This window comes from Variovorax boronicumulans, from assembly GCF_040544675.1.
Classification (GTDB): domain Bacteria; phylum Pseudomonadota; class Gammaproteobacteria; order Burkholderiales; family Burkholderiaceae_C; genus Variovorax; species Variovorax boronicumulans_D.
Map to the genome: position 1 here is coordinate 14,593 of NZ_JBEPKK010000024.1, position 21,513 is coordinate 36,105.

General features: G+C 65.0%; 16 protein-coding genes, 2 tRNA genes and 1 pseudogene. 14 read left to right on the forward strand and 5 right to left on the reverse strand.

What is annotated here, in order from left to right; all coding sequences use genetic code 11:
• Window positions 1-19: 19 nt before the first annotated feature.
• The 5 genes from hrcA (at window position 20) to ABIC90_RS26380 (ending at window position 4,357) form a co-directional block, all read left to right on the forward strand.
• Entirely contained in the window at window positions 20-1,027 is a 1,008-nt protein-coding gene (gene hrcA, locus ABIC90_RS26360; protein ID WP_354359522.1) for a heat-inducible transcriptional repressor HrcA, read from the forward strand.
• Window positions 1,028-1,058: 31 nt separating this feature from the next.
• A tRNA-Ile gene (locus ABIC90_RS26365) sits at window positions 1,059-1,135 on the forward strand.
• A 147-nt stretch (window positions 1,136-1,282) separates the two neighbouring features.
• Entirely contained in the window at window positions 1,283-2,896 is a 1,614-nt protein-coding gene (locus tag ABIC90_RS26370) for an SMI1/KNR4 family protein (RefSeq protein ID WP_354359524.1), read from the forward strand.
• 203 nt (window positions 2,897-3,099) lie between these two features.
• Window positions 3,100-3,825, forward strand: coding sequence for a hypothetical protein (locus ABIC90_RS26375; RefSeq protein ID WP_354359526.1), 726 nt, complete (start codon window positions 3,100-3,102; stop codon window positions 3,823-3,825).
• A gap of 58 nt (window positions 3,826-3,883) precedes the next feature.
• Window positions 3,884-4,357, forward strand: a complete 474-nt coding sequence (locus ABIC90_RS26380; RefSeq protein ID WP_354359528.1) for a hypothetical protein — start codon at window positions 3,884-3,886, stop codon at window positions 4,355-4,357.
• A 39-nt stretch (window positions 4,358-4,396) separates the two neighbouring features.
• On the opposite strand, the pseudogene ABIC90_RS26385 reads toward ABIC90_RS26380, so the two are convergent.
• Window positions 4,397-4,709 (reverse strand): annotated as a pseudogene (locus tag ABIC90_RS26385) (formate dehydrogenase accessory sulfurtransferase FdhD); the annotation flags it as partial.
• A gap of 51 nt (window positions 4,710-4,760) precedes the next feature.
• Between ABIC90_RS26385 and ABIC90_RS26390 the strand changes: the two are divergent.
• From ABIC90_RS26390 to ABIC90_RS26400, 3 genes are all read left to right on the forward strand, one after another.
• A tRNA-Arg gene (locus tag ABIC90_RS26390) sits at window positions 4,761-4,837 on the forward strand.
• Between the two features lie 477 nt (window positions 4,838-5,314).
• Window positions 5,315-7,054, forward strand: coding sequence for a branched-chain amino acid transaminase (locus tag ABIC90_RS26395; RefSeq protein ID WP_354359530.1), 1,740 nt, complete (start codon window positions 5,315-5,317; stop codon window positions 7,052-7,054).
• Window positions 7,055-7,110: 56 nt separating this feature from the next.
• On the forward strand, window positions 7,111-8,673 hold the full coding sequence (locus ABIC90_RS26400; RefSeq protein WP_354359532.1) for an acetolactate synthase large subunit: 1,563 nt from the start codon (window positions 7,111-7,113) through the stop codon (window positions 8,671-8,673).
• A 25-nt stretch (window positions 8,674-8,698) separates the two neighbouring features.
• Here the strand turns inward: ABIC90_RS26400 and ABIC90_RS26405 are convergent, their stop codons facing one another.
• The 3 genes from ABIC90_RS26405 to ABIC90_RS26415 are packed head-to-tail and all read right to left on the reverse strand — an operon-like array spanning window position 8,699 to window position 13,113.
• Complete coding sequence (locus tag ABIC90_RS26405; RefSeq protein ID WP_354359534.1) at window positions 8,699-10,102, reverse strand: PLP-dependent aminotransferase family protein; 1,404 nt, start codon at window positions 10,100-10,102, stop codon at window positions 8,699-8,701.
• Window positions 10,103-10,159: 57 nt separating this feature from the next.
• A complete protein-coding gene (hydA, locus tag ABIC90_RS26410) occupies window positions 10,160-11,611 on the reverse strand; it encodes a dihydropyrimidinase (RefSeq protein ID WP_354359536.1) in 1,452 nt (483 codons plus the stop codon).
• Window positions 11,612-11,613: 2 nt separating this feature from the next.
• Window positions 11,614-13,113, reverse strand: a complete 1,500-nt coding sequence (locus tag ABIC90_RS26415; protein ID WP_354359538.1) for an NCS1 family nucleobase:cation symporter-1 — start codon at window positions 13,111-13,113, stop codon at window positions 11,614-11,616.
• 226 nt (window positions 13,114-13,339) lie between these two features.
• Between ABIC90_RS26415 and ABIC90_RS26420 the strand changes: the two genes are divergently transcribed.
• The 5 genes from ABIC90_RS26420 (at window position 13,340) to ABIC90_RS26440 (ending at window position 20,043) form a co-directional block, all read left to right on the forward strand.
• Window positions 13,340-14,110: a FadR/GntR family transcriptional regulator gene (locus tag ABIC90_RS26420; RefSeq protein ID WP_354359540.1), complete on the forward strand. Its 771-nt coding sequence runs from the start codon at window positions 13,340-13,342 to the stop codon at window positions 14,108-14,110.
• A gap of 294 nt (window positions 14,111-14,404) precedes the next feature.
• Entirely contained in the window at window positions 14,405-17,344 is a 2,940-nt protein-coding gene (locus ABIC90_RS26425) for an autotransporter outer membrane beta-barrel domain-containing protein (protein WP_354359542.1), read from the forward strand.
• Window positions 17,345-17,541: 197 nt separating this feature from the next.
• Window positions 17,542-18,291, forward strand: a complete 750-nt coding sequence (locus ABIC90_RS26430; RefSeq protein ID WP_354359554.1) for a TerC family protein — start codon at window positions 17,542-17,544, stop codon at window positions 18,289-18,291.
• A 119-nt stretch (window positions 18,292-18,410) separates the two neighbouring features.
• The gene (locus tag ABIC90_RS26435; protein ID WP_354359544.1) at window positions 18,411-19,193 is read left to right on the forward strand and encodes a winged helix-turn-helix domain-containing protein; all 783 of its coding nucleotides are present in this window, start codon (window positions 18,411-18,413) and stop codon (window positions 19,191-19,193) included.
• Window positions 19,194-19,281: 88 nt separating this feature from the next.
• Complete coding sequence (locus ABIC90_RS26440; protein ID WP_354359546.1) at window positions 19,282-20,043, forward strand: response regulator transcription factor; 762 nt, start codon at window positions 19,282-19,284, stop codon at window positions 20,041-20,043.
• Window positions 20,044-20,225: 182 nt separating this feature from the next.
• On the opposite strand, the gene ABIC90_RS26445 is transcribed toward ABIC90_RS26440, so the two are convergent.
• On the reverse strand, window positions 20,226-20,480 hold the full coding sequence (locus tag ABIC90_RS26445; RefSeq protein ID WP_354359548.1) for a hypothetical protein: 255 nt from the start codon (window positions 20,478-20,480) through the stop codon (window positions 20,226-20,228).
• A gap of 116 nt (window positions 20,481-20,596) precedes the next feature.
• Here ABIC90_RS26445 and ABIC90_RS26450 point away from each other — a divergent pair.
• Window positions 20,597-21,513, forward strand: a 917-nt coding sequence (locus tag ABIC90_RS26450; protein ID WP_354359550.1) for an ESPR domain-containing protein, incomplete at its 3' end; no start/stop codon positions are given.

A 21,513-nucleotide genomic window follows, 5' to 3' on the forward strand; every position in this document is an offset into this window, starting at 1 on the left:
ACAACACTAAAATCTTGCAATGCTGGACGACCGTGCCAAGTTGCTGCTCAAGACGCTGGTAGAGCGCTACATCGCCGACGGGCAACCCGTCGGGTCACGCACGCTGTCGCGTTCCTCGGGGCTGGATCTGTCGCCCGCGACCATCCGCAACGTCATGTCGGACCTCGAGGCACTGGGGCTGATTGCCAGCCCGCACACCTCGGCCGGCCGCATCCCGACGCATCGCGGCTATCGCCTGTTCGTGGACACCATGCTGACCGCGCAGCGCGAGCAGATGAGCACGCCCCGCCTGCCGCCCGACCAGCCGCAGAAGGTGATTGCCAACGCGGCCAACATCCTGTCGAACCTGTCGCAGTTCGTGGGCGTCGTCATGGCGCCGCGGCGAGCGTCGGTGTTCAAGCAGATCGAATTCCTCCGGCTGTCCGAGAACCGGCTGCTCGTGATCATCGTCTCGCCGGACGGCGACGTGCAGAACCGGGTGATCTTTCCGGAGGCCGACTACTCGCAGTCGCAACTGGTCGAGGCCTCCAACTACATCAATGCGAACTACGCGGGCCTGACCATCGAGCAGGTGCGCGACCGTCTCCAGGCCGAGGTCGAGACGCTGCGCGGCGAGATCGCCGCGTTGATGCAGGCGGCCGTGCAGGTGAGCTCCGAAGTGCTGACCGAGGCGCAGGAAGACGACGTGGTCATCTCCGGCGAGCGCAACCTGCTGGCGGTGACCGATTTCTCCAGCGACATGGGGCAGCTGCGCCGGGCCTTCGAGCTCTTCGAGCAGAAGGCGCAGCTGATGCGCTTGCTCGACGTGTCGAGCAAGGCCGAGGGCGTGCGCATCTTCATCGGCGGCGAAAGCCAGGTGGTGCCGTTCGAGGAGCTGTCCATCGTCAGCGCCAACTACGAGGTGGACGGACAGGTGGTCGGCACGCTGGGCGTTATCGGGCCGACCCGCATGCCCTACGAGCGCATGATCCAGATCGTCGACATCACGTCGCGGCTGGTGAGCAATGCCTTGAGCCACCGCAAGTAGGGCGCCGCCGCGAATAGAATCACCGCCCAGTGGGCCGTTAGCTCAGTTGGTTAGAGCAGCGGACTCATAATCCGTTGGTCGATGGTTCAAGCCCATCACGGCCTACCACCTCCCCATCAGAAAAGCCCGCTATCGAGAAGGTAGCGGGCTTTTTGCTTCTATGTGTGCCGACCGCGCACCGCCGCTGCGCGAGGCCGAGGGCCGCTCTGCCCTGCGGATAGGATGGCTTGATCCAGGAAGCAAAAGGGGGCACGGATGAGCAGTAAGGTCGCTGGCGCATTGCGCATCGTCGCGGCAATGACGGTTGTGGTGTCGCTGGTGGGGGCAGGGTGTCTTGGCCGCTCGCCCTGGATCGTCGTACTGGCGACACCGGCGTTGACCCTGCTCTATGCACTGGGAAAGTTTCGCCAGTGGCAATTGGCCTGGCGCGCCGGTGGATCGAAGTCCATCGCCCTCGGGGTGCTGGTGGCATTGCCTATCCAACTGGTTCTTGGCTATGTTTTCTACCTGGTCGGGCGGGGACTGGCGAGCCTGATCGAACCTGCGCCGATTGCCGCTTTTGGCACGGCAGACGTTCTTGCCGTCGGCCTCATGTTGCTGATCGGCCTCGGCTTTTCCCTCGCCATCATCAAACTGGAGAGGAATGCGACGGCACCCGTCGCCGATCAGGCGGCGCACCCGACCGACGAGGTGGAACTCGACATGGATCAGAGGCCCCTGACACCTGAGACCTTCTTCAAGTCACCTGGATACTGGCGGCCCGATCCTTTGCGCGAGGCACTGGAAGGTCGCGGCAAACGCGTCGCCAAGCCGGCGCTGGCGGCCAGCGAGTTGGAAATCGCCGCTGCCGAAGAGCGACTGGGTTTCCGGCTGCCGGAAAGCTTGCGCGCGCTCTACCGCATGCTCGACGGTGGCTATGTGGGTGCACTCTATGTGCCGTTGAAGACGGACCCGGGCCCCGTCTACGACGACTGGCGCGGGGCCTTCAGCATCGACTATTCCAGCCTCAGCCCGTTGAAAGACCTTCGCACGGTGCGCGCCCATTACGAGGACTTCACCGACGATCCGGACGACATCCCCACCCAAGCGGACACGCTGCTGGTGCTGCAGTCGCGCTATGGCGACATGACGCTGCTCGACTACTCCCGGCCTGGTGAACCCCGGGTTTCCATCGTCGATTTCGACAGGAACGGCGATCTCGCCGACATCACATTCGAGACATTCGATGCCTTTTTCCAGGCGTTGCGACGGCCAAAAGAAGAAAAGCCCCGCTCCTTCAATCGCGAGCTCTTTCGCAGCAAGCCGCTGGGAGACTTGCCCGGGGACGGTCGCGCGACCGCGTTCTGGGGCGACGCCAATCATCCTTTCGTCAACACGGCGAAGGGGAGAGACGATGGCTGGCATCCGAAGGCCATGGCGGACGACGCATTGATCAACGAGACGGAAGCGCGGATCGGCGCGAAGCTGCCTGAAGTGTTCAAGCATCTGTGGCGAGCCAAGAACGGTGGCGATGTTGCCTACCGATTTCTGAAGGATGGCCCGGACGGCGAGTTCGAGCCTTTCGAGGAACTGGCGCCGATGGAATATGTTGTGACGCTGGCCGAGCTTTCGCGGCGCATCGACTTTTCGCCAGGGGAAACGCCCTGGCATGAGTCGATGGCAGAAGCAGACAAGCTGGTCGTGTTGAACGCCAAGCGCGAGGTAATGGTGCTGCTGGACTTCCGTCGCGAGGGTGATCCGTCGCTGCTGGTGGTTGACGATTTCGACGCCTGCGGCATCGACAACGCACGTGCCTTCGATGACATCGATGCGTTCATCGAGAAGCTGCGCAAGTTCGAGCGTTCGCCTTTGTTGCCGTCGCCGCTGTGATCGCGATGCGGTGCTGGCGCTTGCGCTGCAATCGGGGTGAGAAAAGAAAACTAAATCTTTCTGGCTAACCATTCGCGCAGATCGAATTTTCATTCGCAGAATGAGACACCAACCGCCGCGCCAGGCCTCATGAAGGCTGCAACGCGCTGGTATGGTCCCCGGGTAGTTTTTCATTGCCCGTGGTCTTGCACCGGGCCCGACACATGCCCTCGAGCCACGCCAGAATCTTTCCTCGCCATTCCTTCTATTGCGTGCTCGGCGGCCTTGCCGCCCTCTATGTCTTCTGCGCCATGATGCTGGTGCCGGTGAAGGTGTACATCCTGCCGTACCTCATCACGCCGGACTTCATTCATCACAAGGGCGCCATCGTCGTTCTGTTTCTGGCCGTTCCTGCAGCGATCTATTTGATCTGCTGGCAGGGCAGCGATTTCTTCGCATGGCTGCGCACGCCCAAACAGCTGACGCTGAGCGAGAAAGCACTGCAGTTGGGCGATCGCACGCTCGCCTTCGCGGACGTCACGCGCATTCGCCATCGCCACAACCGACACCACCTGCTGCTCGCCACACGGGACGGCAAGACGCTGCGCCTGCGCCTGAACCTCTGGGACGCATCCGATGAGTTGCTCGCCGGCGTGGAAGCGGCCGTCGGCGACACCATGGCGCACGAGGTCGAGCGCCGCCTGCACGCTGGCGAAACCGTCAAGTTCGGCGCGCTCGGGCTGCAGGCCGAAGGTCTGGTGCACAAGGGACAGCTGATTGCGTGGTCGAGCATCGACACCATCCGCACGCAGTCCGACGAGGAAGGCATGGACGTGGACGAGCACCTGGTGATCGTTGCCCACGGCAAGTCCCGAAAGATCGACCGCTCGAAGATCGACAACGAGCCCGTGCTGATGGCCTGCCTGATGCAGCGCCTGCCTGCGCACTGATCTTTTTCTCCGCTTTTTTTACAACCACTCCAACACGCGTTCACAGCGAATCAGACAAATGGAAATCTACAGTTCCGCCGCCCAGCAAGAGAAGACCCGCCACGACCGCCCGGTGTTCTATTCACGTTCTCGCCTGATCGCCGGCACCGCGCTGTGGGCCGTGGTGACCGTGGTGCTGGCGGTCCTGTGCATCCGCGCGCAGGACAAGAACATCGGCATCCTCATCGCCGCCGGCTTTGCAGTGCTCACGGCGTGGCTCACGTTCAAGTGCTTCAACACGCTGCGCAACATCGACAAGCCCGCGCTCGTGATCGGCCACCAGGGCCTGACCCTCGAGAACGGCATGCTGCTGCCGTGGAACAACATCGTCGAGAACATCTGGGTCAACCAGGACTACATGGGCATTCCCATCGGCAAGCAGATCCAGATCAGGACCGACCTGCCCAAGCCGCAGGCGCGCGTTCTGCGCCGCGCTACGGCGCTGGAGATTTCCGGCGACGAGTATCTGGCGCTGTGCGACGCCTATCGCTGAGGCGGCGCGCGCCTGTCGAATGACGGTCTGCCCCGAAGCTCAGTCGGCGGTGAGCGCCTGCGCCGGCACCTGCGGCAGCGGTTCGGCATCGAAGCGCTCGAACCCGCAGTAGCAGAGAAAGTGGCGGTTGGCAGCACGCCCGAACAGCGTCATGCCCAGCTTTTTTGCCAGTTCATGCCCCATCGCGGTGACGCCGTTGCGCGACACGATGATCGGCACGCCCATGTGGGCCGACTTCATCACCATCTCGCTCGTCAAACGTCCCGTCGTATAGAAGACCTTGTCGCCGCCGTCGATGCCATGGACGGGCGGCCATCCATCCCGCGATGGTGTCGATTGCGTTGTGCCGGCCGGATCGTTGTCGAGCGCCCCGCCGCGTGCTCGGGTTAGAATCCGAGGCTGCGCGGCTGTAGCTCAGTTGGATAGAGTACTTGGCTACGAACCAAGGGGTCGTGGGTTCAATTCCTGCCAGCCGCACCACTCTCAAAAATGGCCTAGAAGGTTGATTCCTTCTAGGCCATTTTCTTTTTGGGGGCCTCTGGGCTCGCGTTCCATTTAGCGCCCCCAGTTCGCGCCCCCGGTCGCGTCTCTCCTCGGCCTGCGGGCTCCCTCTCAGTCGTCCTTCCTGCTGCTCAAGCCTCTAGCTTGGGCCCGCTTGCGTCCCGGCAGCCGCCGTCGGCCTTGAGCGTCGCCGCGCCCGCGCCCATCCCCGTTCCTCGTCGCCAGCACCGGCAATGGCCGAGCCACGCCACCAATACAGCCTCCAATTTAGTGCCAATACAGTTATTTAAAACGAATAGAACTGTAAATGGAGTGCCCCTAATACCGCGTCGTACTATTCCCGGCGCCAATCAATTCATTGATCCTTGATCCTGATTTGGCGATTCGAGTATTCCTTTCTTCTTACATTTTGAAGAAGACATTTCAAATTTTTTTGCCGATCCCGACGGAGAATTCATGAGCGAAACCACTGGACGATCGACGTTTCCCGCCCCGCATCCCGAAATTGCATGGATGGACGGGAATTTTGTCGACTGGGAACAATGCACCCTGCATGTGCGCACGCAAGCCGGGTTTTTCGGTGCGAATATCTTCGAAGGGCTTCGAGCCTATTGGGACGAATCGACTCAAAAGTCCTACATATTCCGGCTGGACGATCATCTGAGCCGGCTCGAGCAGTCCATGAAGATCATGCGCATGAAATCGCGCTTCGATACGCCCACCCTGCGCCGGGCCACGGTCGATCTGCTGTACCGATGCGAATTCAAGGAGCACGCCCAGATCAACCTGTCGACGTATTTCAGGTATTCCGGCCCCGGCGAACCTCTGGTTGCGACCGAAGATACCGGCGCGCACATCACGGCAATTCCATTGCCGCGCTCTCCGAAAATAGAAAAAGGAATTTCCGCCGGAATTGTCAGCTGGCGAAGAATTTCCGACGACTCGGTTCCGCCGCGCGCCAAGGTTGCTGCCAATTACCAGAACAGCAGGTTTGCGCAAAACGAGGCGCGTGAAAACGGATATGACGTCGCCATCATCCTCAATAGCAGGGGAAAAGTGTCCGAGGGGCCGGCGGCCTGCGTTTTTATTATCAGAAACGGCGTGCTGATCACGCCGCCTGTTTATTCCGATATTCTGGAAAGCCTGACGCGTGACACGCTGATGGTGCTGGCCAAGGAAAAGCTGGGCCTGCAAGTCGTGGAACGCGAAATCGATAGAACCGAATTGCTGATTGCCGACGAAGTTCTGATGTGCGGCACCCTGTTCGAGATACTCCCCGTCACTTCTGTCGACCGCCTGCCCGTGGGCAACGGCAAGGTGGGGCCCCTCACTCGCCAGCTGCAGGACCACTACCTCAAGACAGTGACCGGGCAATACCCGGAATATGCGTCCTGGTGCACCGAAGTGACGGCGCCCAGGGTGTCGCTCACGCACAAGGAGGCGCTCCAATGGGTGGAGAGCGACGACGCCTATCCGTGGGCCAAGGCCAGCCTGGAAGATTTCAGCACCTATCTGCGGGAGCCCAGCAAGTTTCCCTGCCATTTCGCCCGCACCGCATTCCGAACCTACACGCTGCATTTCGTCTTCGCGGGCTCGGACACCGATCCGCTCGAGCTGGCGCGCGTGCGCCAGGGGTTGGGCGAGTACCTGCACACGGTGTCCAAGCTCTCGGGCATCGAGGAATCCATGAATGTGCTGGCGATCCTGTTCAAGCCGAACACCGACCAGACGCTGGCGCAGTACCACGAGACCGCGTGGCAGGTGATGCAGGACTGGATCGACAACGATCCCCAGCCGTGGCCGCAGGAGATTCCCACCGACCCCGAGCAACCGTTCTGGAGCCTGTGCTTTGCGGGCGTTCCGCTGTTCGTCAACGTGAGCGCGCCCGCGCATGTTCGACGCAAGAGCCGCAACCTCGGTCAATCGCTGGCGATGGTCACGCAGCCCCGGGCGGGTTTCGACCTGGTCAGCGGACCGACGGCCGAGGGGGACAAAGTGCGGCAGCGGATCCGTACGCAAGTGGAGCTGTACGACGGGCAACCGCCGCCGGACGTGGTGGGCACCTACCACCGCGGCGACCTGGAGTGGAAGCAGTACGTGTTCACGGAGTCCAACGACGAGCGTCTGGACCAGTGTCCCTTGCATGTGGGCGCGAAAAAGCCTGTCCAGGAAAGCGGCGCGGGCACGCAGCGCTGAGCAGCGCCGAAGCCGCACCAACCCCCATGTCAGCAGCCTCGCTGCAGGAGAAAAAATTGAACGGTTCCGACGTTATCTGCGACACCCTGATCGCCCAGGGCGTGAAGGTCTGCTTTGCCAATCCCGGAACCTCCGAGCTTCATCTGGTGGCCGGCATGGAGCGCAGGGCCGACCTGCGCTGCGTGCTGGGCCTGTTCGAAGGCGTGGTCACGGGGGCGGCGGACGGCTATGGGCGAATGACCGACACGCCCGCCGCGACGCTGCTGCACCTGGGCCCGGGCCTGGGCAACGGGCTGGCGAACCTGCACAACGCCAGGCGGGCTTCCACGCCCATCGTCAACATCGTGGGCGACCATGCAACGCACCACCTGCCCTTCAACGCGCCGCTGACATCGGACATCGAGAGCCTGGCCAGGCCGATGTCCGATTGGTACGGGCGCATCGACTCCGTGCACGGCATCGTCTCGACCGTGGCCGACGCCTGCCGGGCCGCGACGTCGTTGCCCGGCGTCGCCACGCTGGTGGTGCCCGCCGAAGTCACCTGGGGCGATGCCGACCCGGTGCAGCCGCCGAGCCTTGCGCGGGCTGCGGGTCCGTCGTCGGTGCCCGACCGCGAGAAGGAGCAACGGGCCGTGGCCTTGCTGCGCAGCGACCGCAAGACGGCGCTGTTCCTGGGCGGCCGCGCACTGCGCGCGGAGACCCTGGCGCTGGCGTCCGACATCGCGCGCAAGACGGGCGCGAGCCTGCTCTCGCCCTTTGCAAATGCACGCATGGCGCGCGGTGCCGGCAGGCCCGCCGTGCCGCGCGTGGCCTATGCGACGGACCTGGCCCTGGCGCAGCTGGGGCAGTTCGATGCCATCGTCATGATCGGGGCCGAGCCGCCGGTTGCGTTCTTCGCGCACCCGGGCATGCCGAGCCGGCTGCTACGGGACGATTGCGAGGTGGTCGAGCTGGCCGCGCCGGGAAGCAACGTGGCCCTGGCGCTGGAGAGCCTGGCGGAGCACTTCGCCGCCAGCCGGCTGGTGCTGGATGCGCCGCCCGCCCGACGCGGCGGCGACGACGATCTGCCGCTGGGCGCGCTCACCAACGACACGCTGGCCGAGCTGATCGTGCGGCTGCTGCCCGAGGATGCCATCGTGTGCGACGAGGCCCTGTCCTCGGTGACGCGCCTTTTTCCGACCTCGTACGACGCCGCGCCGCACGACTACCTGCAGATCACCGGCGGCGCGATCGGCATCGGCATTCCGCTGGCCACCGGCGCCGCCATTGCCTGCCCCGGCCGCAAGGTCGTCACGCTGCAGGCCGACGGCAGCGGCATGTACACGCTGCAAGGCCTCTGGACGCAGGCGCACGAGAACCTCAACGCCATCACCATCATCCTTGCCAACCGCAAGTACGCCCTTCTGCTCGACGAGATGCGGCGCATGGGCGTGAAGCCGCCCGAACACCTGGCGCGCCCCATGTTCGACCTGACCGACCCGGTGCTCGATTGGGTCTTGCTGGCCAAGGGCATGGGCGTGGAGGGCGCGCGGGTCGGCACGGCGGAAGAGTTCATCAGGATGTTCAAGGTGGCGTTGAAACGCGACGGTCCCTTTCTCATCGAGGCCGTGCTCGCGTGAAGGAGGCGGCATGCACAGCGGCGGCCTACAGCTTGTCGAGGAATCGCCAGAATTTCTCGCTGTCGCAGTAGGCGACGTTGAAGCGGAACCACGCGCTCGCCGTGCCCGACGTACCGAAGTACGCCCCCGGTGCCAGCCAGATGCCCTGCTTGAGCGCGCGCGCGGTCACGTCCTTGGCCGATTCGGGATCGATCGGCAGGCGCCCCCAGAGAAAGAGCCCGGCCTGCGGACGATGGAACAGTTCCACGCCGGCCGCGGAGAGCTTGCGCTCGATGCGCGCGTGCATGTCGGCCAGCCGATGCCGCAGGCGCTCCAGATGCCGAAGGTAGGCGCTGTCGATCAGCACCTGGTGAACGGCCTTTTCCGTGACCGCCGAAGAGGTCAGGCCGGTGACCATTTTCAGGCGCGTCAACGCGCCCAGGGTGGCCGGATCGGCCGCGACGAAGCCCACGCGCAGCAGCGGCGAAATCGTCTTGGAGAACCCGCCGATGTACACGACCGCCTCCAGTCCCGCCATGGCGGCCAGCATCGGTGCGTCGGACGGCGCGAGCCCCCGGCTCACATCGTTTTCGATGATGCGCATCTGCGCGCGCTGGGCGATCTGCAGCACCTTGTAGGCCGCGGACACGGTGAACGACGAGCCCGTGGGGTTGTGCAGGGCCGAGCTCACGAACAGGGCCTTCGGCCTGTGCCGCTGCACCAGGTTGTCCAGCACTTCGATGTCCAGGCCGTCCGGTGTGCGGGGCACGAACACCAGCCGCACGCCCGCCAGCCTCAGCAGCTCGAGCAGGTTGCAATAGCAGGGGTCTTCGACGGCGACGACGTCATCGGGTTTGAAGAGCGAGCGGATGATCAGGTCCAGGGCCTGGCTGGCACCCTGGGTGATCAGGATCGACTGGGTGTTGGCGGGCAGGCCGAAGCGCGCGAGATCGAAGGCAACGCGCGCGCGCAGGCTGGCGTCGCCCTGCGGCTGGCCGTATCCGCCGACCTGGCCCGCCATGGTGCGGCTCAGCGAGCGCAGCGCCCGGCCGAACTCGATGCCGTCGAGCCAGCCCGGCGGGAGCCAGCCGCAACCGGCCTTGATGGACGTCGACTGGTCGGAGAACACCTCCGACGACAGCCAGTGGTCGTTCGGCCCCGAGGGCGGCTGCGGCGACTGCGGCGCCGGATGCGGGGCGACCTGGTTCACCACGGTGAAGCCGGCGCCGGGGCGCGAAGCGATCATTCCGAGCGACACCAGCCGCTGGTACGCCTGGACGATGGTGAAGGTGCTCAGCTGCAGATGCGCCGCCAGCTGGCGCACCGACGGCAGCTTTTCGCCGGCAAGGATCCTGCGCTGCCTGATCGCGTCGCCCACGCCCTGCACGATCTGGCTCACCAGGGAGGTCTCGCGGCTTTTCCGACGATCGATCGACAGCTTCAAGTCCATGAGCGCTCATTCCCACTGTGTCCCTACCGACGGGCGATGCGATGACTCTGCCCAGGCTCAACGCTTTACCGCTGTCGGTGCCGAACGTTGCGCGCGCTTGTCCAGCGCCGTGAAATTGGCACCGAATGCGGGGCGCTTCAGGTAGCGGCCGGCGCCCTGTTCCGCGCGCAGATCGCCGCGGGCGTACACCATGCGGCCCTGGCTCACGGTGTGCGTCGGAATGCCCTGCACGGTGCGTCCCTCGAAGATGTTGAAGTCGCCCCTGGAGTGCTGCGTCTTCGCCGAGAGGGTTCGCGAGCCCAGCGGGTCCCACAGCACCAGGTCGGCATCGGCACCCTCGGCCACCACGCCCTTGCGGGGGTACAGGTTGAACAGCCGCGCCGCGTTGGCCGAGGTGACGGCCACGAACTCGCTGGGGGTCAGGCGCCCGGTGTTCACGCCGGCGTCCCAGATCACGGCCATGCGCTCCTCGACGCCGCCGCAACCGTTGGGAATCTTCGCGAAGTCGTCCTTGCCGGCGGCCTTCTGGGCCGCGCAGAAGGTGCAATGGTCGGTGGCCGTCGTCTGCAGATTCCCCGATTGAAGGCCGCGCCAGAGAGACTCCTGGTGCGACGTCGCCCGGAACGGCGGGCTCATCACATGCGCTGCCGCATGGGCGAAGTCGGGGCTGCGGTAGACGCTCTCGTCGACCACCAGATGCCCTGCGAGCACTTCGCCATAGACCCGTTGGCCCGCCGCACGCGCGCGCGCAATGGCTTCGGCCGCCTCGGTGCAGGACACGTGCACGATGTAGAGGGGAACGCCCAGAACGTCGGCAACGGCCATCGCGCGGTTGGCGGCTTCGGCCTCGACCGCGGGCGGGCGCGACAGCGGATGGCCTTCGGGCCCGCGCACGCCGGCGTTGGCCAGCTCCTGCTGCAGAAAGTAGACCAGCTCGCCGTTCTCGGCGTGCACGGTGGGCATGGCGCCGAGTTCGAGCGCGCGGCGGAAGCTTTTGACCAGCACCTCGTCGTCGCACATGATGGCGTTCTTGTAGGCCATGAAGTGCTTGAAGCTGCTGACGCCTTCTTCCTTCACCAGCGTGCCCATGTCGCGGTGCACGCTCTGGTCCCACCAGGTGATCGCCACGTGGAAGCCGTAGTCCGAGGCGGCCTTCTGCGCCCATCCGCGCCAGGTGTTGTAGGCCTCCATCAGCGGCTGCTGCGCATCGGGGATCACGAAGTCGATGATGGTCGTGGTGCCGCCTGCGAGCCCTGCCGCCGTGCCGGTGAAAAAATCGTCCATCGTCACGGTGCCCATGAAGGGCAGCTGCATGTGCGTGTGCGGATCGATGCCGCCGGGCAGCACGTACTGCCCGCCGGCATCCAGCTGCACCGCATCGGCCGGCGCATGGCGCGCGGCGTCGGGGCCGACGGCCGCGATCTGCCCGCCGACGCACAGCACATCGGCCCGGAACTCGCGGTCGGCGTTGACCACCGTGCCGCCGCGGATCAAGAGGGATTCGCTCATGGTCAGGCCTTCGACGGTTGCGTGCCGCCTGCCATGGCCGGCGCCCGCAGCTTCATGGCGGCCAGATAGACCAGGGCCGACGCCGCGATGCCCACGAACCATGCGTAGGTGTAGATCGTCTTGAAGACTTCGGGCACGTGCGGAAAGGCGGACGGCAGGGCCGCATTGAGGAAGCCGGGCAGATTGGGCAGCACGCCGACGGCAAAGGCCGCGATCGCGCGCAGGTTCCATCCGCCGCTGTACCGGTAGTCGCCGCTGTCGCTGTAGAGGTCGTTCACCTTCAGCTCGGTGCGGCGAACGAGGTAGTAGTCCGCAATCAGGATGCCGGCAATCGGGCCGAGCAGGGCGGAGTAGCCGATGAGCCAGGTGAAGATGTAGCCCTGCGTGGACTCCAGCAGCTTCCACGGCATCATGGCAATGGCGATGCCCGCGGTGATGTAGCCGCCGGTGCGGTACGAGATGGCCCGTGGATTGAGGGCGGAGAAATCGTAGGCCGGCCCCACCAGGTTGGCCGCCAGGTTGACGCTGACGGTGTCGATCAGGAGCACGATCAACGCAATGAGCACGGCGGCGCCGGTCATGCGGCTGGCCAGGTCCACCGGGTCCCAGATCGCCTTGCCGTAGATGACGACCGTGGCGGAGGTCACGATCACCGCAAGGCCCGCGAGCAGCCCCATCGGAATCGGCAGCCCGATGGCCTGGCCGATGACCTGGTCGCGCTGCGATTTGGCGAAGCGCGTGAAGTCGGGAATGTTGAGCGCCAGGGTGGCCCAGAAGCCCACCATGGCCGTCAGCGACGGCCAGAACACCGACCCGAACTGGCCCGCCTTCTGTCCGCCTTCGGCAAACTGCGAGGGCTGATGGAGGATGGGACCGAAGCCTCCGGCGCGGTTGTAGGCCCAGGCCAGCAGCACGAAGCAGATGAGGATCTTGATCGGTGCGGTGTAGGTCTCCAGCTTGCGGATCGCCTCGATGCCGTGGACCACAAAGTAGAACTGCAGCGCCCAGAACAGAAGAAAGCACGCCAGCTGGCCGAAGTTGATGCCCAGCCCGGCGATCTTCTCGCCCTCCAGCGGATGGCCGATGAGCACGCCGGCGAGCGTGTAGATCATCATCCCGCCGAACCAGGTCTGGATGCCGTACCAGCCGCATGCCACCAGCGCCCGCAGCAGCGCCGGAAGCCTTGCGCCGCGCGTTCCGAAAGACGCGCGCGCGAGCACCGCATAGGGAATGCCGTACTTCACGCCCGCATGCCCGATGAGCAGCATCGGAATGAGCACGATGAAGTTGCCCAGGAAGACGGTGCCGACGGCCTCCTTCCAGGACATGCCGCTTTCGATGAGCCCCGCGGCCAGCGTGTAGGCGGGGATGCACATCACCATGCCCACCCAGAGGGCGGCGAAGTGATACCAGCGCCAGGTGCGCTGGTCGGGGCGCGTGGGTGCCAGGTCGTCGTTCCAGAGCCCTGAATGGGCTTGCACGGGGTCGCTTGCTTTCATCATGGTTTCTCCTTCGTGGGGTCGTCGAGTGAGTGGCTGCGCGGCCGAATTTCTATTTAGCCGTATAAAACATATAAATATGTTTAATCGTTTTCGCAGCAAATCTTATGCCCGCTTATTCGATGGTTTTGCGACGCATTGCACGCATTTCTGGTGTAAATCTTGCCGATTGCGTCGATTTATGATGTAGCACTGCTCCGATCTGGAGCTTTTCCAAGGAACACAAGCCATGCCTGTCGGCCAGCACACCAGAGGCCGCCAAAAGCTGTCAGACCTCATCGTCGAGGACGTGAAGCGATGGATCGTCGCGGAGCGAAAGCAACCGGGCGACCGCCTGCCCAACGAGAAGGAGCTGGGCGAACTCTTCGGCGTGTCCAAGAGCACGGTGCGCGAAGGGCTCAAGGCCCTGGAGGTGCGGGGACTGATCAAGACGCGCACCGGCCCGGCGGGCGGCGCCTACCTGCAGCAGGTCTCGCTGGACCATGCGTCGGAGCCACTGAGGAATTTCCTGCACTTCAAGCAACTGGACGGGCACCACATCTACCAGCTGCGCAAGATCCTGGAGCCCGAACTGGCGGCCAGCGTCATCGGCCGGCTCGACGCGGTGCACCTGGGCCTGCTGGAGCAGACCATTCATTTCTGCGAGAAGGAGCCCCACAACGAAGACGAGTTGCGTGCGCAGCGCGTGGCCGAGCTGGAGTTCCACAACCTGCTGGCCGACCGGTGCCCGAACCCCCTCCTGGCCTTCATGTGCCGCTTTCTCAACGACCTGCTGCGCGACCTCATGGTCTACAAGAACGCATGGGAGCATCGCCACTTCGGCGAGGCCAACGTGAACTTCCACAGCGCCTTGCTCCAGGCGTTCCGGGACGGAAATGCCGAGGTGGCGCGCCGCCTGATGGCCGAGCACATGCTGGACGCCGAAACCCACATGCACGAGATGGAAGCCCACGTGGGCGCCCAGCAATTGCTGATGCCCGCGGGTCAACGCCACGGCTGAAGGCCTTGCATGCGCGGCCTCTGCCGCTTTGGCGTGACCGCTGGCGCGGTTGGACGCTCATGAATGCTGTGGCGGTTTGCCAGCACGCAAGCGTGAACGAATTGGCGTTTCGGGGGAGGAAGCGCAAATTGCGTCCCCCATGAAGAGAACTTTGGTTCATCAAATCAACGCCCTGAACTACAGTCCGCCCGTTGCCAGGGAGAGATGAGCGCCGGACACACCGGCGCCGCGCACGCTGGATTCACAGCCACCGATGGCAAGCCCCGTGAATCGCGACAACGTCTGGGGACGACCATGAAGCACTTGAGTTTTTCTGCCCGCTCCGCACAGCCGGTCGGTGGACGGCGCTCGTTCCCGCGAACCTGCATTTCCGGCGCATTGCTGCTCCTGACGGGAGGCAGCGCGCTGGGTGCCTGCAACACCGCGAACGTGAACAGATTGGTGGCCACTGCAGGTTCGGTGTGCAGCGCGGCCGGCAGCTACGGCATCAGCGGCCTGCCCAACGGCTCGGCAGCGTTGGACGCCTCCACCGGCGGCATCATCAACGCGGCGAACGCCGTCACCATCGGGCTGACGCAGGACGTCGTCAGAGGCGTGTCTGCACAGGGGGCCGGGTCGCAGGTCAACCTGCAAAACGGCCTGACCGTGACGCGCACCACTGCAAGCACCGGCGTTCGCGGCCTGAACGCAACCACCGGGGGCGCGATCACGGTGAACGGGCCGCTCGAGATCAAGATCACCAACGGGTCGGGCAACTACGGGATCTATGCCGATGGTGCGAACACCCGCGTCGTCCTGAACGGAGCCGTCGACATCGGCATGGGAGCGGGGGTCCCCTTCGCGCCGGGTGTCCGTGCCACCGCAGGAGCCACCGTCGAGGCCAACGGCGCGGTGACCGTCACCACGGGCGGGGACAATCGCTCCGACGCGATCACCTCCGACAACAGCAGCACCGTGCGGCTGAACGGCAGCCTGAACCTGGGCGTGACCGGTACGCAAGCCGCCACGCTCAAGATCAGCAGCGCCGCCACCATCGCCTATGTCGGGGCGGCCGACCTCAGCAACTCCGGCATCAACGGCTCGGGCATCCGCGCGGTCACGGGCGGCGTGGCCACGGCCAGCGCGTCGTCGACCACGTCGATCCGCACGAGCGGCGTCAACGGCATCGGCATCTCGGCGCGCGATGCCGGCTCGCAGGTGAACCTCGCGGGCCCCGTGTCGATCCGGGTCACTGGCGCCACGCAGGCAAACACGCCTGTAGGCACGCAAGAGTCCTACGCTGCGGGCCTGTTGATCACCGGCGGCGGCGCGCTCAATGCGACCGGCTCGCTCGCCATCGCCACCACCGATGCGAGCAGCTACGGCGCCGTGCTGCTGGCGAACAGCCCGTCGATCAGCGCCACCGGCACGGGTTCGATCACGGCGGCCGGCAGTGCGCTGGGCTTCTTCGCCGGCGCGGGCCAGACCGCGAGCTTCGACGGTTTCGCAATCACCAGCGCAGCGGGCGATCTCGTGCGTGTCGATGCGGCCACGGGCGCGACGCTCGCGCTGAAGAACTCAAGCGCCACGGCCAGCGGCACCGGCAACCTGCTGCAGGCAGTGAACGCCAGCAGCCTGGCTTTCACCGCCGACAACAGCACGCTCACCGGCAACGTGATGACCGACGCCACCAGCACCGTCGACATGCGCCTGCTGAACGGCTCCAGCCTCGCGGGCAGCATCGACCCGGTGGCGCTCACCATCGACGGCACCAGCCGCTGGACCATGACGGGCAGCTCGTCGCTGAGCCGCCTCGCGCTGGCGGGCCGCATCGACTTTCAGCCGCCGGGCACGGGCTTCGTGCCGCAGACGCTCACCGTCAACGGCAACTGGGTGGGGCAGGGCGGTGTCGTGGGCATGCGCACGGCGCTCGGAGACTCCGGCTCATTGACCGACCGCATCGTCATCGACGGCGGCACCGTCAGCGGCGCCACCACACTGCAGGTGCGCAATGCCGGCGGCCTGGGCGCATTGACGACGGGCGACGGCATCATGCTGGTGAGCGCCGTCAACGGCGCGACGACCACGGCCCAGACCACCAGAGACGGCTTCTCCCTGGCCGGCGGCCACGTGGACGCGGGAGCCTACGAATACCGCCTCTACAGCGCGGACGCCGTGGGTGCCGGCGAGAACTGGTACCTGCGCTCGACCGTGCAGGCGCCCACGAGTCCGCCGAACCCCGCCCCGCCGACCGTGCCGGGGACACCGGCCACGCCGGTGCAACTGCCAGCCTACCGCGCCGAGGTGCCCCTGTTCTCGGCGCTGCCCGCGCAGCTTCGCCAGGCCGACCTGGCCATGCTGGGCAACCTGCACCGGCGCACGGGCGACGAGCAAGGGGCCTCTTCGGGCAATGCCGCAAGCAGCCGACGCGCCGCATGGGGCCGGCTGGTCCATGCCGACATCGACTTGCGGCAGCAAGGCACGGTCACCCCCTCCAGCGACGGGCGGCTGCGCGGCTTTCAGACCGGCATCGACCTGTATGCGCCCGCGGGCTCGGCCTGGCGCACCGGCGTGTACGTCGGCCAGCTCGAGGGGCGGATCGGCGTGCAGGGCTTTGCGCGCGGTATCCAGGGCGCCGTGGGCGCCAACGACGTGCGCTCGCGCTACCTCGGGGCCTATGCCACCTGGAAGGACGAGAACGAGCGCTACGCCGACGCCGTCCTGCAAGCCGGCAGCCACCGCTACAGCGTGGAGGCCACGGGCAACCCGGCGAGCGGCGGCAAGGGCCGCAGCCTCCTGGCCTCGCTGGAGGCCGGGCAGGCATTTGCACTGGCGCCGGGTTGGCGCATCGAGCCACAGGCGCAGATCGTCTATCAAAAGCTGAGCCTGGACGACGTGCTCATCTCCGGCGCGCGCGTCTCGCAGCAAACGGGCGGCGGTTGGCTTGGCCGGCTGGGCGTGCGCGTGCGCGGCGAAATCCCGACGGCCGCGGGCCTGCTGCAGCCCTATGCGCGCCTGAACCTCTACAGCGCCGGCGCGGGCACCGATGTCGCGCAGTTCATCAACGCGGCGGCCGCGACGCGCATCGACAGCGCCACCCGTTACCGGAGCACGGAACTGGCGGGCGGCTTCACCTTGACGCTCTCGAACGTCGTCGATGTCTACGGCGAACTGGGTCGCGTGCACGCCATGGGCGGCAGCACGCGTGCGCAGTCTTCGGTGCAAGGGGCCGTGGGGATGCGCGCGCGCTGGTAGCAAGTGCGAAGTGCGGCGAAACGTGCGGGGAAGGCCGAGACGCCGTCGGGGAATGCGCGAAACCGCGGCGCCGATCAGATAAATTCGCCCGGCATCCGCAGACCAGCGGACGGGCGGGCGGGCGAGATTTCTTCCTGGCCTTTGCCCGTGGAACCTTGCTCAACCCCTCCCCGGCGCTGCCGGACCGAAAGAACCCGATGCTCGAACTCCTGACGGACCCCCAGGTCTGGATCGCCTTTGCCACCCTGACTGCACTCGAGCTCGTGCTGGGCATCGACAACATCATCTTCATCTCGATCCTGGTCGACAAGCTGCCTGTGGCCCAGCGCGAATTCGCGCGGCGGGTGGGTCTGTTTCTGGCCATGTTCATGCGCATCGGGTTGCTGCTGGTGCTCGCCTGGATCGTCGGCCTGGTCACGCCGCTTTTCTCGATGTTCGGCAAGGACTTCTCGGGCCGGGACCTGATCCTGATCCTGGGCGGCCTGTTCCTGATCTGGAAGAGCACGACCGAGGTTCACCAGTCGCTGGAAGGCGAGCACGAGCAGAAGGCCAGCGCGGTCAAGGCGACGCTGGCCTCGGTCATGCTCCAGATCATCATCATCGACCTGGTGTTCTCGCTGGATTCGATCATCACCGCCGTCGGCATGGTGGACGACGTTCGGATCATGATCGCCGCGGTGATCGTCTCGGTGCTGCTGATGATGCTGTTCGCCGGCCCGATCGGCCGCTTCGTCTCGGCCCATCCGACCATCAAGATGCTGGCGCTGTCCTTCCTGGTGGTGGTGGGCGTGGTTCTGGTGGCCGAAGGCTTCGACCACCATGTGCCCAAGGGCTACGTGTACTTCGCGATGGCTTTCTCCCTGGCCGTGGAAGTGCTCAACATCCGCATGCGAACGAAGGCGGCCAAGGCCGTGGAGCTGCACCCGCCCCGCATCCCGGGCGGCTGAAAGACCGGCCGGCGCCCCCCAGGCGGGAGCCCGGCGCGGCGATGATGGATTAGGTCAACAATTCATCGCAAACATATAAAAGCACGACAGCTCCTCCTGGCGCTGGAACAGGAGAACCCGTGCGACTGTATGTTTCCCAGCTTCCTTTTGAAACCGCGCTGAGCGGCTCGTTCCTGGGCGCGGGCGGCGCCGCCCTGGCGCAGATCGACGACGACGTCGACACCCTGCGCGTGTTGCTCATCGACCACCAGTCGACCCAGTGCAGGTCGCTCAGCGAAGGGCTGGAGAGAAACGGGTTTTCCGTCGACATTGCCACCGGCGACAACGCCACGGCCAATGCGGCGCTGGCAGGGGACTACGCGCTCATCCTGCTGAGCTCCATGCGGCCCGGCCTGGCCGGATTCAGCGCCGTCGAGTCGATCCGGCGCAAGTCCGATGCGCCCCTCTTGGTCATCACCGAGCGCGACAGCGTTGCCGCCCGCATGGCGGGCCTGGAACTGGGCGCCAGCGACTACCTGGTCAAGCCGTTCTCGCTGTCCGACCTGCTGGTGCGCGTGAAGGCGCTGGCCCGCCACCCGCGCATGCGCCACCAGCCGGTGCTGCGTCTTGCCGACCTGGAACTGGACGAGCGCACCGCGAGATGCTCCCGCGGCGGCGTCGAACTCGACCTGACCCGGATGGAGTTCTCGCTGCTGCTGGTGCTGCTTCGCGGCCGGGGCCGGGTGCTCTCGCGGCAATTGCTCGCCCAGCGCGTATGGAACTCGGTGCTCGAGGGCAAGAGCAACGCGGTCGATGTGGCCGTGCTTCGGCTGCGCACCAAGCTGGACGCCCCGTTCGACATCAAGCTGCTGCACACCGTGCGAGGCGAGGGGTACGTCCTTGAAGTGCGCCATTTCGCTTGACAGGGCACATCGGATGCATCGGGCAGATCGAGCGCTCACCCAGGGCCATCGCGGACCTCGGCTTTCCCTCCTGGCTTGAATGCAACGAATGACTGAACAACAAGACCTGTCCATCGCCTTGTACGACAGCGACGACGCGCGCAGTGCCGTGCTGCAGCGCAAGCTGAGCGCGATGGGGCACCAGACCGTCGTGTTCACCCACAAGGACAACTTTCTGGAAACCCTGGAAAGCGAGGGAAGACGCCAGCGCTTCGACCTGCTGCTGGCGCCCTTGCAGGACGACCTGGTCAAGCAGGTTCTTGGCGCCGGGGCGGAGGAGGCGGGCATGCCGGCGCTCCTGCTTGTCGAGCGAACGCAGTGGGCGCAGATGCCGCGCCGCAATGAAGGCTTCGAGGGCTGCGATGCCATCGACTTCGATGTTTCGCGAACGACCAACGAAGAGCTGGACTGGCGCATGCGCGCGCTGCTGGAGCGGCACAGGCGAGCTTCGGCGCAAGCCGCGCAGGTTCCGGGCCTGGTCTGGGGCGACTACCGGTTCCTGGAGCGCCAGCGCATCGTGATGCATCGAGGGCGCGAGATCCTGCTGCAGCCACGGCAGTTCGACTTTGCGCTGGAACTGTTCCGCAACATGGGCCGCGTGCTCACGCGGGACTGGCTCTGGAGCGCGCTGTGGCGGTCCACGTCGCAGCGCGACTCGCGCGTGTGCGATGTCTGTGCGGCCAACGTGCGAAAGAAGCTCGCGCTGTGCAAGGAAAACGGCTTTGTCTTGAGGGCCGTCTACAAGCAGGGCTATTTGCTTTCGAAGTACACGACCGCACACGACGAGGCGGCCTATACCGCTTCCTGTTGAGCGGCCGGCGCGTGAGAGCGCGCCTTTTGAACATCTATTTGAGGCTGGCCATGCCCGGGCCGGCTATTCGCTGCTTGCGAAAAATAATTGCGTCTCGCAATTAAAGATGTTCATTAAAAAATACGAGCGACAAAGCTCCTGAGAACGCCACGGAAGTTCTCGAAGATTTCTTTCGGGTCTTTTCAAGAAATCTGGAAATAACCAATAGCCAGCGGCAGCCAATGGCGCGCCCGTTGGCCATTCCGCTTCGCCACCGCCCATCTTGAAAAGACGCAAGCGCTTGTCGGCGTTGGCAATTTTTGCTTTGTGCCTGCCACATTGATTGCGTCGAAATATGAGTTGGTGAATTTCATATTTGATGCAAATAAAAGGCGAAAACGAGCTCTGTCGTTGCAGAAATGCAAATCAGACCATGAATCTACCAATTGGAGCGGCATGAGTTTCAATTGGTTGCATTAAAGTCCGCGTCGTGTCAGGGAGGCACCGAGCACCGGCCGCACCGGCGCCGCGCACGCAGTTCGACAACTGCGCCGTTCTTTTGTCAATACAAGCCATGAACAAAATATTTAGAGTCATCTGGAATAGCGCTTTAGCTCTTTGGACAGTTGCTTCCGAATTCGGGCGCGGGCATGGCAAATCGAGCGCGAGCTCGCCGGGTGTTGCGCTCGTCGCGGCCGGCTTGCTGGCGGCGGCTTCCTTCTCGGCGTCTGCGGCGTGCACAAGCGACACCGTTGCCAATGCGATCACCTGCTCTGGCAGCGACGAGCAGACCACCACGGTGGGCGCGGGACTCGCGACGCCGCAAGGCACGACGGTATCGGTCGCGTCGGGCTCGAAGATCAGCACCGGCAACAGCGCAGGCATCAGCGTCGGCAACGCGGCCAGCGTCGTCGTCCAGGGCGGGGCCACGGTCCAGAACAGCGCCACCAACAAAGGCACGTCGCCCTACGGAAACATCGGCGCGAACGCGATCGAGGTCAACAACAACAGCACGATCACCATCGAAGAAGGCGCGTTTGTCATCGCCAGCGGCGCGGGCACCAGCACCGAGGCCATCAATCCGGTAGGCAGCGGCAACACCATCACCAATCACGGCACCATCAGCTCGACGCATGCGGCGATCTGGTTCCAGGCGGCCTCTGGCAACAACACCGTCGTGAACAACGGCACGATCATCGCGGGGGCCGGCACGAACTCGACTGTCGCGACCGTCATCGGCGCCAGCGGCACGATGGCGGTGGACTTCACCAACAGCGGCCATCTGGTCGGCTCGCTTGCCTTCGCCAACGGCAACGACGTGCTGCGCTGGCACACGGGCGCCTCGATGACCGGCAACATCAGCGGCGGAGGCGGAGCCAACCTTCTGACCCTCGAGAGCGCGGACGGCGCCGCGGCCACCTTTGCGCCACTCTCCCTGGGCGGATTCCAGACGCTGCAGAGCAACGCCGGGATTTGGTCCTTCAACGTGGC

What these genes read in the sequence shown, in the direction of transcription:
- hrcA (WP_354359522.1), top strand. Translation starts at nt 20, where the DNA reads ATGCTGGACGACCGTGCCAAGTTGCTGCTCAAGACGCTGGTAGAGCGC.
- ABIC90_RS26370 (WP_354359524.1), top strand. Translation starts at nt 1,283, where the DNA reads ATGAGCAGTAAGGTCGCTGGCGCATTGCGCATCGTCGCGGCAATGACG.
- ABIC90_RS26375 (WP_354359526.1), top strand. Translation starts at nt 3,100, where the DNA reads ATGCCCTCGAGCCACGCCAGAATCTTTCCTCGCCATTCCTTCTATTGC.
- ABIC90_RS26380 (WP_354359528.1), top strand. Translation starts at nt 3,884, where the DNA reads ATGGAAATCTACAGTTCCGCCGCCCAGCAAGAGAAGACCCGCCACGAC.
- ABIC90_RS26395 (WP_354359530.1), top strand. Translation starts at nt 5,315, where the DNA reads ATGAGCGAAACCACTGGACGATCGACGTTTCCCGCCCCGCATCCCGAA.
- ABIC90_RS26405 (WP_354359534.1), bottom strand. Translation starts at nt 10,102, where the DNA reads ATGGACTTGAAGCTGTCGATCGATCGTCGGAAAAGCCGCGAGACCTCC.
- hydA (WP_354359536.1), bottom strand. Translation starts at nt 11,611, where the DNA reads ATGAGCGAATCCCTCTTGATCCGCGGCGGCACGGTGGTCAACGCCGAC.
- ABIC90_RS26415 (WP_354359538.1), bottom strand. Translation starts at nt 13,113, where the DNA reads ATGATGAAAGCAAGCGACCCCGTGCAAGCCCATTCAGGGCTCTGGAAC.
- ABIC90_RS26420 (WP_354359540.1), top strand. Translation starts at nt 13,340, where the DNA reads ATGCCTGTCGGCCAGCACACCAGAGGCCGCCAAAAGCTGTCAGACCTC.
- ABIC90_RS26425 (WP_354359542.1), top strand. Translation starts at nt 14,405, where the DNA reads ATGAAGCACTTGAGTTTTTCTGCCCGCTCCGCACAGCCGGTCGGTGGA.
- ABIC90_RS26430 (WP_354359554.1), top strand. Translation starts at nt 17,542, where the DNA reads ATGCTCGAACTCCTGACGGACCCCCAGGTCTGGATCGCCTTTGCCACC.
- ABIC90_RS26440 (WP_354359546.1), top strand. Translation starts at nt 19,282, where the DNA reads ATGACTGAACAACAAGACCTGTCCATCGCCTTGTACGACAGCGACGAC.
- ABIC90_RS26445 (WP_354359548.1), bottom strand. Translation starts at nt 20,480, where the DNA reads ATGCCGCTCCAATTGGTAGATTCATGGTCTGATTTGCATTTCTGCAAC.